The organism is Chondrinema litorale (assembly GCF_026250525.1).
In the GTDB taxonomy this organism is placed as follows: Bacteria; Bacteroidota; Bacteroidia; order Cytophagales; family Flammeovirgaceae; genus Chondrinema; species Chondrinema litorale.
This window is the reverse complement of sequence record NZ_CP111043.1, coordinates 4,199,179-4,215,571: the sequence shown is the minus strand read 5'-3', so window position 1 is coordinate 4,215,571 and position 16,393 is coordinate 4,199,179. Positions and strand designations below refer to the sequence as shown.

At 34.9% G+C, this 16,393-nt stretch carries 13 protein-coding genes; 5 read left to right on the top strand and 8 right to left on the bottom strand.

Translation table 11 applies throughout. The features are described 5' to 3' along the window. Entirely contained in the window at nt 1-279 is a 279-nt protein-coding gene (locus OQ292_RS17425; protein ID WP_284683422.1) for a hypothetical protein, read from the bottom strand. Between the two features lie 289 nt (nt 280-568). On the opposite strand from OQ292_RS17425, the gene OQ292_RS17420 reads away from it, so the two are divergent. The 3 genes from OQ292_RS17420 (at nt 569) to OQ292_RS17410 (ending at nt 3,772) form a co-directional block, all read left to right on the top strand. Next, a complete protein-coding gene (locus tag OQ292_RS17420; protein ID WP_284683421.1) occupies nt 569-2,095 on the top strand; it encodes a hypothetical protein in 1,527 nt (508 codons plus the stop codon). A gap of 43 nt (nt 2,096-2,138) precedes the next feature. Beyond that, on the top strand, nt 2,139-3,242 hold the full coding sequence (locus OQ292_RS17415) for a purine nucleoside permease (protein ID WP_284683420.1): 1,104 nt from the start codon (nt 2,139-2,141) through the stop codon (nt 3,240-3,242). A 350-nt stretch (nt 3,243-3,592) separates the two neighbouring features. Next, the gene (locus OQ292_RS17410; RefSeq protein ID WP_284683419.1) at nt 3,593-3,772 is read left to right on the top strand and encodes a hypothetical protein; all 180 of its coding nucleotides are present in this window, start codon (nt 3,593-3,595) and stop codon (nt 3,770-3,772) included. 65 nt (nt 3,773-3,837) lie between these two features. Here OQ292_RS17410 and OQ292_RS17405 read toward each other — a convergent pair whose 3' ends face one another. Both OQ292_RS17405 and OQ292_RS17400 read right to left on the bottom strand, forming a co-directional pair. Continuing rightward, nucleotides 3,838-4,764, bottom strand: coding sequence for a DUF4249 domain-containing protein (locus OQ292_RS17405; RefSeq protein WP_284683418.1), 927 nt, complete (start codon nt 4,762-4,764; stop codon nt 3,838-3,840). Between the two features lie 4 nt (nt 4,765-4,768). Continuing rightward, a complete protein-coding gene (locus OQ292_RS17400) occupies nt 4,769-7,141 on the bottom strand; it encodes a TonB-dependent receptor (RefSeq protein WP_431733772.1) in 2,373 nt (790 codons plus the stop codon). Between the two features lie 365 nt (nt 7,142-7,506). On the opposite strand from OQ292_RS17400, the gene OQ292_RS17395 reads away from it, so the two are divergent. Further along, nucleotides 7,507-7,785 (top strand): hypothetical protein, encoded by a 279-nt coding sequence (locus OQ292_RS17395; protein WP_284683416.1) that lies wholly within the window; start codon nt 7,507-7,509, stop codon nt 7,783-7,785. Between the two features lie 5 nt (nt 7,786-7,790). Here the strand turns inward: OQ292_RS17395 and OQ292_RS17390 are convergent, their stop codons facing one another. The 4 genes from OQ292_RS17390 to OQ292_RS17375 all read right to left on the bottom strand — a co-directional run bounded on the left by OQ292_RS17390 (nt 7,791) and on the right by OQ292_RS17375 (nt 11,611). Beyond that, on the bottom strand, nt 7,791-8,453 hold the full coding sequence (locus OQ292_RS17390; protein WP_284683415.1) for a 3-keto-disaccharide hydrolase: 663 nt from the start codon (nt 8,451-8,453) through the stop codon (nt 7,791-7,793). 8 nt (nt 8,454-8,461) lie between these two features. Beyond that, nucleotides 8,462-9,778: a serine hydrolase domain-containing protein gene (locus OQ292_RS17385; protein WP_284683414.1), complete on the bottom strand. Its 1,317-nt coding sequence runs from the start codon at nt 9,776-9,778 to the stop codon at nt 8,462-8,464. A gap of 12 nt (nt 9,779-9,790) precedes the next feature. Then, nucleotides 9,791-11,017, bottom strand: a complete 1,227-nt coding sequence (locus tag OQ292_RS17380) for an ATP-binding protein (RefSeq protein WP_284683413.1) — start codon at nt 11,015-11,017, stop codon at nt 9,791-9,793. A gap of 69 nt (nt 11,018-11,086) precedes the next feature. Continuing rightward, on the bottom strand, nt 11,087-11,611 hold the full coding sequence (locus tag OQ292_RS17375) for a DinB family protein (RefSeq protein WP_284683412.1): 525 nt from the start codon (nt 11,609-11,611) through the stop codon (nt 11,087-11,089). Between the two features lie 110 nt (nt 11,612-11,721). Between OQ292_RS17375 and OQ292_RS17370 the strand changes: the two genes are divergently transcribed. Next, nucleotides 11,722-14,853, top strand: a complete 3,132-nt coding sequence (locus tag OQ292_RS17370; RefSeq protein WP_284683411.1) for a VPS10 domain-containing protein — start codon at nt 11,722-11,724, stop codon at nt 14,851-14,853. Between the two features lie 71 nt (nt 14,854-14,924). Here the strand turns inward: OQ292_RS17370 and OQ292_RS17365 are convergent, their stop codons facing one another. Next, nucleotides 14,925-16,316: a C1 family peptidase gene (locus OQ292_RS17365; protein WP_284683410.1), complete on the bottom strand. Its 1,392-nt coding sequence runs from the start codon at nt 16,314-16,316 to the stop codon at nt 14,925-14,927. Nucleotides 16,317-16,393: the final 77 nt, after the last annotated feature.

Genomic DNA, 16,393 nt, shown 5'->3' with positions numbered 1-16,393 from the left:
TTAGATTATTTGCAGTGTTCCAAATTTCATAAAAAGATAGAAAACTCCAACAAAAGCGAGTATACCAACTAGTAAACCTGCTCCATATAGGATATGTAAAATATTTCTTCTTTTTAACTGAGGGAAAACGTAAAGATTAACAGCTTGAAACATTACTTGCGCCAACATGATTGTAGCACCATATGCATAGCCTCTTAAAAAGTATGCAAAAGAACCGAACATTGCGCCTAGGATTAAACCTTTAACTAAAAATATTCTGAAAATAATCTGATCTTGCATAGAAAAAAAATTTGAAAAAAATCACTTGCTCAACGCTTTTTAAAGGCTTTTGATACTTGTAAAATTTCATTTTCACTCCAAAACACAATAAAGACTTCAGATATTTATACTCAATTTTTATTTTATAAATTTGCCTATTAATTATAATTGCAGATAAGAGAAAAATAACAGTAATTTTTTCAATTCCGACCTTAACAAAACCACTTAAAAATTAACACAAAGCCTGTTTTTCAATGTTTATTGCCAACAAGTTTTTGTTTCTGAACAGAGTTATTACTAAACCATTAGCATGATCTATAGCAGATTTTTACTATTAATCTCCATATTTTTAATTCCTTATTTCACTGTTTCTGCTCAGCGCCTAACCAGAGAAAGTTACCTATCAGAAAGGGATAAATTATTAAAGTCTGACAGCTTAATTTCATTCGATGCCGCTATCGAATTATCTACTGATGAAATGGCTGCAAATGAAAAACTGATGGCTTTTAAAGCTGAAATGATGGCTGATTTCAAAAAAGCCAATTACTTTCCTCCTGCACATGTTTTTTACGATTGGCGAGATGATATGTATAAGTCTAAGCTTTTCGAAATTCTAAAAGCAATGCCAAAGGGTGGTATTCATCATTTGCACCCGGTAACAATGCAAGATTTTAAATGGATTGCAGATCAAGCAGTATTGGAAGAACATTGTTATGTTTATTGGGCTGATGACACAAAAGAATATATTAAAGGGCAGATACGCTTCTTTAAAGATGGAAAAGAACCTACTGGATTTAAGCTTGCATCGAAATTAAATAAGGAAATACCTCAGTTTAAAGAAGAATTATTCGATTTACTCACTTTCGATGTTTCTGCATACGATGTAGATTTTAAAACTTGGGTAGAATTTGAAAAATCTTTTAAGCGAGTTGGTGGCTTTTATTCTTATAAACCCATGTTTAAAAAGTTCTACAGACAAGGTATTCAAAATATGATAGATGACGGTGTTCATCATCTTGAACTTAGAGTAATACCTAAAGCCCACCTTTACGATTTAACTGGCAAAGAAGCTAAGGGTGACCTAGTAAAAGAAGAAGAAGTTTTAATATTTTGGAAAGAACTAGAAGAAGAATTTAAAGAGGAAAATCCAAACTTCAGTATCAAACTCATTTACACATCTCTCAGGTTTTTTAATGAAGCATCAGTTTTAAAAGAAATAGACAAAGCTTATCAATTAAGAAAAAAATACCCTGAATTAATTTCTGGTTTCGATTTGGTAGCCGAAGAAGATGCTGGCAATACAACGCTGTTCTTTCTAAACAACTGGGTGCAAATGGAAGAAATGGAGAAAAAATATGGAATCGATTTGCCACTTTACCTCCACGATGGAGAAAGCGATTGGCCAGATAATAAAAATCTTTATGATGCTGTAATACTTTCAAGCAAAAGAATTGGGCATGGTTTTAACCTTTTCAGGTTTCCTACGCTACAAAAAATGATAAAAGAACAACAAGTTTGTATTGAAGTAAATCCACTTAGCAATCAAATTTTAGACTATCTAAGAGATTTGCGAATACATCCGGCGGTATATTATATGAACCAAGGTATACAGATTTCTATTAGTCCAGATGACCCAGGAGTATTTGATTATGTTGGTGTAACACCAGATTACTGGGCAATTTTTCTTGCTTGGGGACTAGATGTTCGATCTTTAAAGAAACTGGTTTATAATAGCATAGATTATAGCAGCCTCAACTCTTATGATAAACAATCTTCTAGAGAGTATCTAGATAAGCAATGGGCTAGCTGGATTAAGTATGTAAATACCACTCTCTAAAAACATTTTAATCGATTTTTAAATAATTAATCAGACTCAAAAATTGAAAACAATAAGACTAATTTCACTATTTGCTATCTCTACAGCAATACTTTTTATAACATGCTGCACACCACAGCAAGAAGTGAGTCAAGAAGAAAAAGAACATCCTATAGAAATTAAAATGGTTGTAATTACTCTTTTTGAACAAGGTGAGCCAACAGGTGATAAACCAGGAGAGTTTCAATACTGGGTAGAAAGATTACCTCTTAATGAAACCATCTCATTCCCACAAGGATATAAAGACCTGAGACTCAATAGAGAAAAAGGTATTCTAGGAATTTGTACAGGAATGGGCATAGCAAGAGCAACTGCATCTATTATGGCTTTAGGTATGGATGATAGGTTCGATTTAACCAAAGCTTATTTTATGGTTGCCGGTATTGCCGGTATTGACCCTGAAGATGCGTCAACAGGTTCTGCTGCTTGGGCGCAATATTTAGTAGATGGTGATCTTTCTCATGAAATAGACGCCAGAGAAATTCCAGCTGATTGGGAAACAGGCTACCTACCTTTAAGAAAAAAAGTGCCTTATGAATTGCCACTAAAAGACCCAAATGAAGGGGAAGTATATAAACTGGATAAAGGTCTTGTGCAATGGGCTTATCAACTCACAAAAAATACAGAGCTAGTTGATAATGAAGACATTAAAAAAATGCGGGAGCAATATGCTAACTTTCCTAATGCTTTAACACCTCCTAAAGTAATGATTGGCGACCAACTGGCTGCATCTACTTACTGGCATGGCAAATTAATGAACAAATGGGCTAACAAATGGGTGGCTTACTGGACAGCTGGAAAAGGTAACTTTGTAACTTCTGCTATGGAAGACACTGGAAGTATGCAATCTCTTAAGTTCTTAGAAAAGGCTGGAAAAGTAGATTCAAAAAGAATGTTGGTATTAAGAACAGGTAGTAATTTTACCATGCAACACGAAGGTATAGATGCGGCACAAAGTTTAAGTGGAGAGAAGTTAGATGGAGAAGTTGGATATTCAGCTTTTATACCTGCATTAGAAGCGGCATGGAGAGTGGGCAGCAAAGTAGTTATAGAAATAACCGATAATTGGGATAAATACAAAGACACTATACCAAGTCCAGAATCATAAAAAATTAATTCTCTTAACATTAAATAGCCTTGTAAATATTCTACAGTATTTACAAGGCTATTTTTTTATATATTTGTTATTTAAATATCACGCCAATCTTACCTCAAAAAAACTAAATTACTTGCACTTTTCTACTAATTGATGGTACAAATCAAATGATTTAGTAACTAGAATTAGATATTTAATTTTTTTATTATTAACTTTTGTTCACAATTGCTTTATGGTCTTGTGCTGAAGCTATCTTATTAGCAATCTTCCTCTAAACTCATTGAACAAATTACAAAAAGAATCAACTGCAATACTGGTTTTTTTACTAACTATTTACTGTTCATCTAAATCAGATATGTCCTATGGAAACTAAGACTGAAAATACAAGAAACAAAAAAAATATAAAGCTAATTGAAAGAGATGATATGGGAATTGATCCAGCTTTACCAAAAGAATATGAACCGATTATATCACTAGCGATAATGATGGGAGCAGTATTTATTATTGGATACCTACTGCTCTCAACAGGGTTTTTCGGATGATTTTTTCAATCCCTCTCTTTTTACTAAAGAAAGTCGTGAAGGATGATCACGACTTTCACCCATAATTACTGTTCTTCTTCAACCAAAGCCTCCAAACTATTTACAACTGAAGTCGAAAAGTAGCCTGTTACTGCTTCGCTCGATTCTCCATTTACACGAATATTAGATTTGGTATTATAAATTGGAGAAGCAAATAAAGCTCCCACTCCACCTTCTCTATTGGTAAGCTCAGCTATATCACTTAAGAAATAAAAAGCGTCTTCTGTAACAGACCACACTTCTACTCTTATGCTATCTCCGGGAGTATAAGGCGATATAATATCTTCATCCTCATCTTCGTCGTATGGATTAATTCCTTCTCTTATAGGGCTTATAAATACTGAACCATCAAAATTACCACCAGCACTAAATGCAGCATCATATGCAATGTTTATTTCAGAAGGTTTATTGAGGTACTGACCGTTTTTGTAAGCTTTAATCCAATATGTATCACCAGAGCCAGAAAAGTCTCTAGCATAAAATTGAGCATAATAACCTTCTGGCAAACCTAGTTCTTCTTCTCTTTTTTCCACAACAATAGAATCTATCTCTGGACTTCTTCTGGCTTCAGAACTTGCCGTATAGACAACTCCATCGCGGATAATCTCTAACTGAAAAACTTTGTTAGTTTGTACAAAAGAAGTTTCGGTGGTATCGCTACCCCAAACATATGTACCAGACTCAGTCTCCTCAAAAACAAAAGTATTCCCAATATTATCTACCACACTTACTTGTGCCCCACTCACTGTCGGGAAATCACTCTCATCAAAATAAGCAGCTGTTTGGCTAATATAGATAGTTTGTTCGCCCGGCATACTGGTTAGCCAAGCATCAATTGTAATAATAGGCTCATAAGTATCTAGTGCAGGAGTTATCTCCGTTTCGCAAGATTGAATGAAAAACATCAATCCTATTAAAGCAATTATATTAAAAAATATAGTCAGTTTTTTCATGATTCTAAAACTTAAAATTATAAGACACAGCAGGAATAACTGATCCAAAAATCGCCACTTTAAATGCTTGTGTTTGTGGGTTTATGCGATCGTCTGTTTGATTAAAATAGATGGAAAAAGGATTTTTTCTATTGTAAACATTATAAAGAGAAAACACCCAGTAAGAATCGTTTTTACGATTTGGTTTCTCTTTGGCATTTAAGGTTAGTGAAAAATCCAATCGGTGATAATCTGGAATACGTACATTATTACGCGCATAATTATTACTATGTGGCACTACATAACCCTGAACAATTAATTTACTATTTGGGAAGGTAGCAGGTGTACCACTGTTGTAAGCAAAGTTGGCAGATAAAGTTACACGTTTGCTAAAATCATAAAAGGCAACCACACTTAAATTATGTAACTGATCGAATCGATTAGGATACCATGCTCCTCTGTTTATACCCTCTACCTGTCTTTCTGATCTTGATAGTGTATAACTAATCCATCCATTAAACTTTCCAGTGGTTTTCTTGAGATAGAATTCTGCACCAAAAGCTCTGCCCTCTCCTGCTAACAAATCTCCTTCGAGATAGCGGTTAATTAATAAATCAGCACCATCTATATAATCGACTATGTCGTAGATTTTTTTATAGTAAACTTCTACCGAAGCCTCATAGGCATTTTCTTTAAAGTTTCTGAAATAACCCAAAGCTACTTGATCGGCTTTTTGTGGCTTAATGTTGTTGGTACTCGGTGTCCAAACATCTAGTGGGTTAGAAGCTGTCGTATTCGAAACTAAATGAATGTACTGAACCATGCGGTTATAACTCGCCTTAATCGAAGATTCTTTATTGAGCTGATACTTTAGGTTAAATCTTGCTTCAGGATTAATGTATCTTTTAATAGACTCCCAGCGATCATATTCTTCTGATGAGACTACTGATTTTCTGGTTCCCGGCTCAGGATTGTTATATTCATATGCTGAACCCGGCCCCATGTAATTAAACATAGATAGTCTTATGCCATATTGCAGACTTAATTTTGAGTTGATGGTTTGTTGGTTTGCCAGATAAACTGCTGACTCTAGCGCATATTTATTATCGAGTGCTATTTCGGTGTATTCCCCAGCCGAAATGGCTGACGTTTCAGCAGGCTCAAAGTCGAATAGAATCATTTGGCCTCCAAATGTCAATTCGTTTTTTGTATTGATATAGTAAGTGAATTCCGGTTTAACACTGTAATTGATAATTTTAGAATTCCATTCAAACACATCATCATCTTCACCGAATTTTAGCTCATAATCGTAATTGCTATAAAATAGGGTAACATTAGAGAACAATCTATCATTAAAGAGGTGATTCCATCTAAGTGTGGTAGTGGTGTTACCCCAAGAGAAACCTTGTTCGCCATCAAACTTAAAAACATCTCTACCTAAATAACCAGAAAGAAAAATCCTGTTCTTATCATCAATGGTGTAATTACCTTTCATGGTAAGATCGTAGAAATAGAGCTTAGCATCTGAAAAAGAAGTACTTGAAATAAATGGCTTTGCCAAAACATCTGCGTATGATCTTCTACCAGCAATTACAAAAGAACCTTTGTCTTTTACAATCGGCCCTTCTAAAGTTAGGCGGCTAAAGATTGTACCTATACCACCAGAAGCAGAAAGTCTTTTGTAATTCCCTTCTTTCATTCTCACATCTAAAATGGAAGACAAACGGCCACCATACTGAGCAGGAATTCCACCTTTTATCAATTTAACATCTTTTACAGCATCTGGATTAAATACCGAAAAGAAACCGAGCAAGTGAGAAGAATTGTAAACTGGAGCCTCGTCTAACAAAACCAGGTTTTGTCCTACTCCACCACCACGTACATTAAACCCAGAAGCTCCTTCTCCTACAGTACTTACACCCGGTAAAAGCTGAATACTTCTAATTAAATCTGCCTCGCCAAGTAAACTTGGTATTTTTTGAATAGTCTTAATATCAAGTTTATTTACACTCATTTCAAGACTGCTCACATTTTCATCTTCTGCTTCGCCAGTAATTACTATCTCTTCAAGTGTTTCGTCTGACTCACCAAGTTCCACATCTATTTTAACATTTTCGGTCAGATTAATTTCTTTTGACTCATTGTTATAACCAACAAATCTGTAAGAAACCGAATACTCTCCGGGAGGTAAAGAGATTGAATAAAAGCCGTAGACATTTGATACTGCGCCATTTCCTGTTTCTTCTATGTAAACTGTTGCACCAATTAATGTTTCACCAGTTGCGGCATCTTTAATGTATCCACTAATTGTGAACTGTTCCTGTGCAAAAGAAAGATGAGAGAAAAAAATGGAACAAATAAACATGATAGCAATTGCATAATTGCTGCTTATTTTCATCATTTTGGGTTTATAGTTGAAAAAATTACGATACTTATTTATTTCTCAATGGTTATCAATTAAAAAAATTGGATTTTGTTCGTGTAAAATTTTTAAACTTAAAACTAGAGTACCTTTAGTTATATCTCATTGTTTAAAGTTAAATTTATAAATGTACCAGAACGGACAAATTTGTCCGTGAGCGGGCAAAACACAGATCAAAAAACATCATATCTTACTGAATATGAACATTTTATTAAATGGTATTGAAGTTGTAATCTAAATAACAAGTAATTAGTAATACAAAAAAAATTACAGATTTATAGAATTCCAATTTCCAAAACTCTTTTCACATAAAATTAAAACATATATAAACACATTTACCTATGAGATCCATTGCTATAGAAATTCCTAACATCCCCGGCGAACATGAAATTGAAGTAGATGTAAAAATTAATGGGGTTAAAACCAGCTATAACTACAAAGTGGAGATATTTAAGTGGGAAGACTGTGGATTAGAGAACACCACAGACAGAGTAGAGTGTATTAAAAGAATTGTATCTGATTACGACGAAAAATGGGAATTAACCCATATTGGCATGCCAACAGATGAGTTTATTCCCATTACATTTCAGAAGAAATCTGAAAAATCTGAACTTGTCTAAACAGTTTAGATTTCTTTAACTTCTATATTTTGCCATTTTACTTTTATGCCACCTCCATCGTGAATTTGTAAAGCTATGCAACCATTAGCTTCACCAATTTTCTCGTCGGAGAAATCTACCATTTGATGACCATTTAGCCAGGTAGTGACCTGGCTACCTTCTACTCTTATTTTTAGTTCGTTCCACTCTCCCATCTTTAGGTATTTTTCCTCTTCGTCATCAATTTGCACTAACCAACCTCTACCATAAGACTCATAAACTCCACCAGTATCGTGGTTTGGAGGCGCAACTTCTACCTGCCAACCAGAAATTTTTGTTCCTTCGATACTTGATCTAAAAAAAACACCGCTATTACCATCTGCTTCTTGTAAGAACTGAAGTTTTAATTCGAAGTTTTTGTAGTTTTTCTCAGTGCCTAAATATCCATATTGTGCATCTGGGCCACTCTCACAAACCAACAAACCGTCTTCTACATACCATTTTTCTGTTCCGTAGATTTTCCATCCATCTAGATTTTCACCATTAAAAATAGAAGTGTATTCTGATGAAGGAGTTTCTTCAGGCTGTGTTTCAGAAGTTGTTTCTGTAGTTTCTGCTTTTTCTTCAGGTTTAGAAGAACACGACACTGCCAAAGCCAGCAGTAAGTAAATAGCTATCTTTTTTGTCATTATTTAAATTATTGAGTTTTGGAGTTTAAATTAAGTTCTAATGTATCGTACACCAACTGACTAAAATTTCTGTATATGCCCAATTGATATATTTTTCGATTGGCTCTTGTTGGATATACTCTGTTCGATAAAAATACTACCACCAAATCGGAAGCAGGATCTGCCCAAGTAAATGTACCTGTAAAGCCGGAATGCCCGAAGCTTTGCTCACTGGCAGATGGTGCCACATAACCTTTTTCTTTATTGGTAAACATGGGTTTATCAAAACCTAAACCTCGCCTTACTGAGTCTTCTGGATATTGATAAGAGGTAAATTCGTTTACTGTGGCACTATCTAATAACTCTTGCCCTTCGAAAATACCTTTGTTTTCTAACATCTGCATGAGCTTACCCAAGTCTGATGCATTAGCGAATAAACCTGCGTTGCCGGAAACACCACCAAACATGCCAGCAGCTTCATCGTGCACTGTTCCACGAACTTGCTTTTTTCTAAACAAACTATCGTATTCAGTAGGTACTATATGATCCATACTGATGAAGTTTTCGGGGTTAAAACCTAGATGAGTTAAACCAAGCTTGCTGTAAATTTCATCGTTCAGAAAAACATCAAAATCTTTACCTGTGAGATTCTTAACTATTTGCGGATATAGTAGAAAAGACAAACCTGAATACACATAACTTTTCTCTGGAAGAAGAGCAGATTTTTTAATCGCTTTGTAGATTTTCTTTCTGTAATTTTTGTGGAGGTATAAACCATTTGCCACTTTTACATTAAACCTTTTAGAAGAATCTGGCTTAAAAGTAGACCATTTAAATTTGCCATTTTTCTTTACGGCTTTAGCCCAATAAACTATATAAGGCTGCAATTTAGCATAGTGAGAAAGTGCTTCTCTTAATGTGATATCTTCTTTATTTGTCTTTTTAAAATCTGTCCAATAATCGCTTAGCTTTTTATCTAAATCAATTAAACCTTCGCTATGTAACTTCATTAATGCAACTGTAGAAGCTGCTATTTTAGTAACAGATGCCAGATCGTATACATCATCTAGACTTACTTTTTGTTTTTCTTCGTAAGTCTGGTAACCATAAGCTTTGTTTAAAAGTGTATGATCTTTCCAAGAAACAAAAACCTGAAAACCGGGAGCTGCTCCCGAATCTATTACGATTCTTGCCAAACTGTCTACAGCCATTTCTAGCAATTGCTTTTTTTGCGCAATGTCTATCGTTTTAGAAGTATCGTTTGGAAAAAAATAGGGGTTATCTGAACTGGCAAATACATTAAAACTACTCAGACAGATAAGAGAAAAAATTAAAAATTTGTGCATGTAATTTAGCTATTAACAATCCGGAATTTCAGCTTTTGGTAGTGCAATAAAAAAAGAAGCTCCTTTACCCGGCTCACTTTTACACCAAACCTCGCCATTCATCATATTCACATACTTCTTCACAATGGAAAGTCCTAAACCCATTGAGGTTTCTCCTTCTGTTGGTTTTGCCGAAAGTTTTTGAAATTTTCTGAAAAGTTTCTTCTGATCTTCAATCGTTATTCCGGGGCCTTCATCCTTGATCTCCGAAATCACCTTGTTATCCTCTTCAAAAGTATTTATAAAAATTCGCTTCTCTCTTGGAGAAAACTTAAAACTATTAGAAAGCAGGTTTTCAAAAACATGCATCATTAAGTCTTCGTCTCCGTGCACATACAAAGAAACAGGATCAAATTTTATTTCAATTTTTTTTCTGGCAGAAATTTCCTCAAAGCCGTAAATTACTTGCTGTAATGTACTTTGTAGGCTAATGGGACGTCTGTCTCGCAGTTCATATTGCCTTTCAAGTTTGTTTACATCAAGAATTCGGGTAATCATCTCATCCATCCTTTTTAAAGACCTCGTAATTAATTTACAAGCTTCTGTTTGGTCTTCGGTAAGGTCTTCCAACTCTTGGGAAAGCATATATGAAATACTCTGTGCACTGGTTAAGGGATTCCTTAAATCGTGCGCTACAATGCTAATAATCTGATTTTTCTCCTGATTCAGTACTTTGAGGCGTTCGTTGCTTTTTTCTATCTCTTGTTTCTGACACTCAATCTCCTGCTTCTGTTTTATTATTTCTTTGTTTCTGAGTGCTAATTTTGTTTCTAGAATGTCCTTTTCACGAATCTGACCAGTAAGAATTTTTAATATTCCTAATGTAACTTCGTGATTATCAGCAATTATGTCTAAAAAATCTTTTCTATGTAGTGTGAAAAGATGTGCATCTTCAATTACTGTAACCGTAGCGGAACGCTGACCGGTATCAATAATCGCATATTCACCGAATATTCTACCTGCATCGAAAATTGAAAAGGTGTGGAATTCATCATGAACCCGTACTTTTCCCGAAACAATCATGAACATTCTATTCCCTTGATCCCCTTTTTTAAAAACTATATCATCTTTCTCATAATACACTTCATACACCCTGAAAGCGATTTCTTTAAGCAATGCATCATTCATCCCTGAAAAAAGATTTATTTTTTTCAGCAGTGAAATTTTATCGTTCAGTGTAAAGTCAGAAGATGTTTCCATGCGATTATCTTACATTCAAATCTAATTAAAAAATCTCATGTCGCATGCTGGTTTTTCAAATAGTAATGATTATTCTGTAATATTCAAATCAACACCGGCATAATATCCGGTATCAATATTTTTAATAAATTTCACTAAAAAAGTAATTTGCCCTGTATGATAAGAAAAGTGCTCAATTACATGTATCAAGATAGCGAGTACAGTTTTCTCAAAACCTTGCACCTTTTTCACTTCATTTAGTTTTTCAGCATCAATTTCACTTAAAACAGGAATTAAAGCTTCTTTTAGTTCATCTAATTGCTGGTTTAACCCAGCTTTATTAGTCGTTTTTACAGAATCAAATTCGTCTTGTCTTTTTCTTGCATCTATTTTACCTCCAATGCCACTTAAAATATATTGCTTTGCATTACCACAAAGGTGTAAAATCAAGTTTCCGATACTATTTACATGCTCATTGGGTGAATACCACACTTCATCTTCAGATAAAAAATCTAAACATTTTTTTATTCTGTTATAAGATTCTGTGAAAACATGCTCATGGAAAGCTTCTATAAGGTGTTCACAATTTTTACTAGCAGCTTTTTCTATATCCATTTCCTTTTAATTTGCTCAAACAATTTGTAATAGATTACTTTTGGGAGTTGGATTGTACTATTAATAGTTTTTTTTATAATTTCCCATAATATATGCCAAACCAAACAAAAATGAATTTAAAAGGAATTTTTAAAAGCCGAAAGATATTAGGAGTTTACCTGTTACTTTTTTATACATTTTTTGCTGAAGCACAAATCCCCGAAAGTGCTTATCAATCTATGAAATACAGGTTGATAGGACCTTTTAGAGGTGGAAGAGTAACGGCTGTTACAGGTGTTCCGGGAGAGACATTTAACTTCTACATGGGTTCTACAGGAGGTGGTGTATGGGAAACCACAGATGCCGGATTAACTTGGCAAAACATCTCTGACGACTACTTTGCCTGTGCATCAATTGGAACAATAGAAGTAGCTCCATCTGACAGAAATATTATTTATGTAGGAACAGGCTCAGCCAGTGCAAGAGGAAATATTTCTCCGGGTTGTGGTATCTACAAATCCATGGATAAAGGCAAAACATGGAAGCAAATGGGTCTTGAAGATGCCGGGCAAATAGCTAAAATACAAATCCATCCTAAAAATCCTGATTTTGTTTATGCTGCTGTTTTGGGAAATATTTTTGGCAAAAGCGAAACTAGAGGTATTTATCGCTCTACAAATGGCGGAATTAACTGGGAAAGAATACTTTATCTAAACGACACTACTGGAGCCATCGACTTAGTGATGGACCCGAGTAACCCAAGGGTGATCTATGCTGGAATGTGGAGAGCAGAAAGAAAACCTTGGACTATGATAGATGGTGGTGATGAAGGTGGATTATACAAAACTATTGATGGTGGAGAAACATGGAATAAAATAACAGAAGGTTTACCTAAAGGTATTGTTGGAAGAATTGGCATTGCTGTTTCACCTGTAAACACCCAAAAAATATGGGTAATACAAGAAGCTAAAGAAGAAAGCGAAGGAGGTATTTTTAGCTCTAATGATGCCGGTAAAACTTGGACAAAAGTAAACCGTGAACATAAACTGAGACAACGTGCTTGGTACTATTCCAGAATTTTTGCCGATCCAAAAGATGAAAACACGGTGTATGTGCTTAATACCAGTTTTTACAAGTCGATAGATGGTGGTAAAACTTTTGAAAATATCCCTACCCCACATGGCGACAACCATTGCTTATGGCTCAATCCTGATAATCCTAATATTATGATTGAAAGTAATGATGGTGGCGCAAATGTGAGTCTTAATGGAGGCAAAACTTGGACTACACAATACAATCAACCTACTGCTGAAATTTACAGAGTTACTGTAGATAACCAATTCCCTTACAGAGTTTATGGAGCGCAACAAGACAATACTACTATTAGTGTGTATAGCAAAAGTCCTGGTGGTGTAGACCCAATACAAGACTGGAAAGTAGTGGGTGGTGGTGAAAGTGGACATATTGCTGTTGACCCAGAAAACCCAGATGTAGTTTATGCAGGAAATTATATAGGTCAAATAGATAGAAGTGATTTTACAAAAGGACACAGCAGAAATGTAGTGGCTTACCCTCAAATGCACGATGGTACGGCTCCAAGAAACATTAAATACCGTTTCCAGTGGAATGCTCCTATTAGAATTTCACCACACGATCCTAAAATACTTTACCATTGCTCTCAATATGTACATATGTCTGACAATGGTGGTCAGTCTTGGAAAATTATTAGCCCAGATCTCACTACCAACAAAGACGAATACCACGATATACCGGGTGGGCCTGTTCAACACGATCATACTGGTGTAGAGCTTTATACAACTATTTTCTCTTTTGAAGAATCTCCGTTAGAAGCTGGGTTACTTTGGGTAGGTTCAGACGATGGTTTGGTACATATTACCAAAGATGGCGGAAAAAGCTGGGAGAACATCACACCAGAGAACATGCCTAAAGAAGGCACTGTAAACAGTATAGAGCTGTCTAAACACCATCCCGGAAGAGCATTTATTTCGGTTTATAAGTACCGAGAAAACAATTACAAACCATTTATCTTTAAAACAGACGATTATGGAAAAACTTGGAAACTCATTACTAACGAAAAAAGTAATTTCCCTCAAAAGCATTTTGTTCGTGTAGTAAGAGAAGATCCAGAAAGAAAAGGTTTGCTATATGCCGGCACAGAATATGGTATGTATATTTCATTTAACGATGGCGAAAAATGGCAGCCCTTTCAGTTAAATCTACCGGTTACCCCTATTACTGATATGCTTATCCATAATAATGATTTGGTGGTGGCAACCCAAGGTAGATCGTTCTGGATTTTGGATGATCTAAGTCCATTAAGAGAAATTACCGATGAAGTGCTTGCAAAGGAGCTTCACTTGTTTAAACCAAGACCAGCCTACAGAACACAATTAAGAGGTTACAGAGGTGGAGATACTGCTCCTGATCCAATTGCAAGAGGTGCATCCATCTATTTTAATGTATCCTATTTTGATAAAGGTGATACTTTAAAATTGAGTATTGAGGATAAATCTGGAAAAACCATTAAAACTTTTAGCACTCAGCCTGATAAAGAAGCAGATGAGGAAAAACTTAAAGTAAAGGATGGCTTAAATCTTTTTTATTGGGACATAAAATATCCTGCTCCTGATATTCTTGATGATGCGTATATGTCGCTTGCATACACAGGTGGTGCTACTGCTCCTCCGGGAGAATATTTTGTAAGCATATCTTACAAAGGCAAAAAGACTGAAGTAAAACTACAGATTATTAAAGACCCTAGATGGACAGACATCAGTAATGAAGACTTGGAAATACAGTTTGAGTTTACCCAAGCTGTAATGGAAAAGCTTAACGAAACCCATGATGCTATCAGAAGTATTCGCTCAGTAAGAGATCAAGTAAATGAAATATCCAAACTTGCCATAAAAAATGGCTTTGCAGATACTTTACAAGCTTCTGCAGAGAAGATCACTAAAAAACTTGATAAGTTAGAAAAAGATTTGATACAAATACAAAGTGAAAGTGGCCAAGACCCCATTAACTATCCACCGATGTTAGACGACCAATTTGCTTATTTGTACTCAGTATCTAACTTTCAAGACACAAGACCAACAGAAGGTTCTTATGAGCGATTAGAAGATTTAAAATCAGAATTAAAACCTCACTTAGAAAATCTAGAGAAAATAATGGAATATGATGTTGAGAACTTTGTGAAGTTGTTGCAAAAAGAGAAAGTTCCTAGAATTATAGATAAGAAATAAAGGTAGCTCTGTAAAAACAAAAAACCTCGATCTTAAACGATCGAGGTTTTTTGTTTTATGCTGATTATCATTTAGATATGGTCTGTTTCAACAATTAAAGCTACCACTGAACCACCTTTACTAAAAGCCTTAAATGAAATTTCATTAGAGTTAAAGTTTATATTCTCAGGACTGATTAGTTTACTACCTAAAACAGTTTTTAAGCGAGACATAAATCTTCCATTTGTTCTATCTAATGATGCTTTTATTTGATCAATATCTAATGGATCTTTAGAGTACAACACACATAAATAATCTTTTCCAACAGTATTATCCATCGTTATGTAATGATCTTCACTAGGTAAGGCTACATCATTCTTTTTATAGTTTAGTGCAGCACTTACTTCAGGTGCATATGGAAATAATTGGAAAATTTCTTCTGTATTATCTGTTCCTATTGCATAAACATAAGCTGGCTCATTGTTGCTTAAGTATATTCTAAAACTTGTTCCTGATGAATAAGACTTGATTAACTTATAGTATTGTCCCATTAATTCACCTTCCATCTCTTTACCTTTATCTGTAACCAATTTAAGTTGACCAGAAAAATCTTCTTGAGGTTTAGCAACAATTATCGGTTGTTTAACTGGCTCGCTAATAATCTCATAAGCGTATTTTGTAAAGTTTCCGAAGTCTTTGTAGGTAATCCAGATAAAGCCATCATTTCCCCAATCTTCTCCCCAACTATTCATAATTTCAAATGCACCACCAAACTTGGTATCATCATATCCAATTACACACATTGCATGTCCGCCAAAACTACCGTTAGGGTCTTCACTTGGTCTCCAAACATCTTGTGCATCGTAAAAAGATGGTGCACATTTCATCCCAAATACCACCGGATAATTCTCTGAAAGACTCTTCTTAACAGTTTCAATTTTTATGGAAGGGCTTTGTTCTCTGCCAAATAGCCTAGCAAAATCTTTAATCTTATGCCCCATTGCTTTTTGCTCCAATGTAGGCTCCATAGAAGTGGTACACTGAGACTTAAAGTCTTCGTATTTAACAGAACCATTAAATTTCATATAGTTAAGCGCATCAAAAATGCTAGCACCAAACGAACAATTCTGGTCACTCTTATCTTTAATCATTTGATAGATAAAGCCGGGAGAATATGCATTTTGATTGATTGTCTCACGATCTGTCCAACCGTTTTTCATGGCTTCTATAATTGTTCTGGCAGCCCAGTTGCTAGACCAACCGACACAAGTACCAAAATCACCCTGATCCATCGGTGTAGGACAGTACATTTTTAGAGAGTTACTAGTAGCAATTTCTTCAACATATAAGCCTCTGGTAAGTGTTGCTTTTACTGGAGCACTGTCGTACTTATCATCATCAAACACTAATCCTGTACTATGTCGTTGGGCAATTGCCAAACTGATATTGAATATCAACAAGATTAACAAGGAAGTCTTTTTCATATATCTTCTTCTACATTTTGCATAAGATGCTTTATAAAATTTAAATTAACATCTTATAAAAGAATATTACATTATAA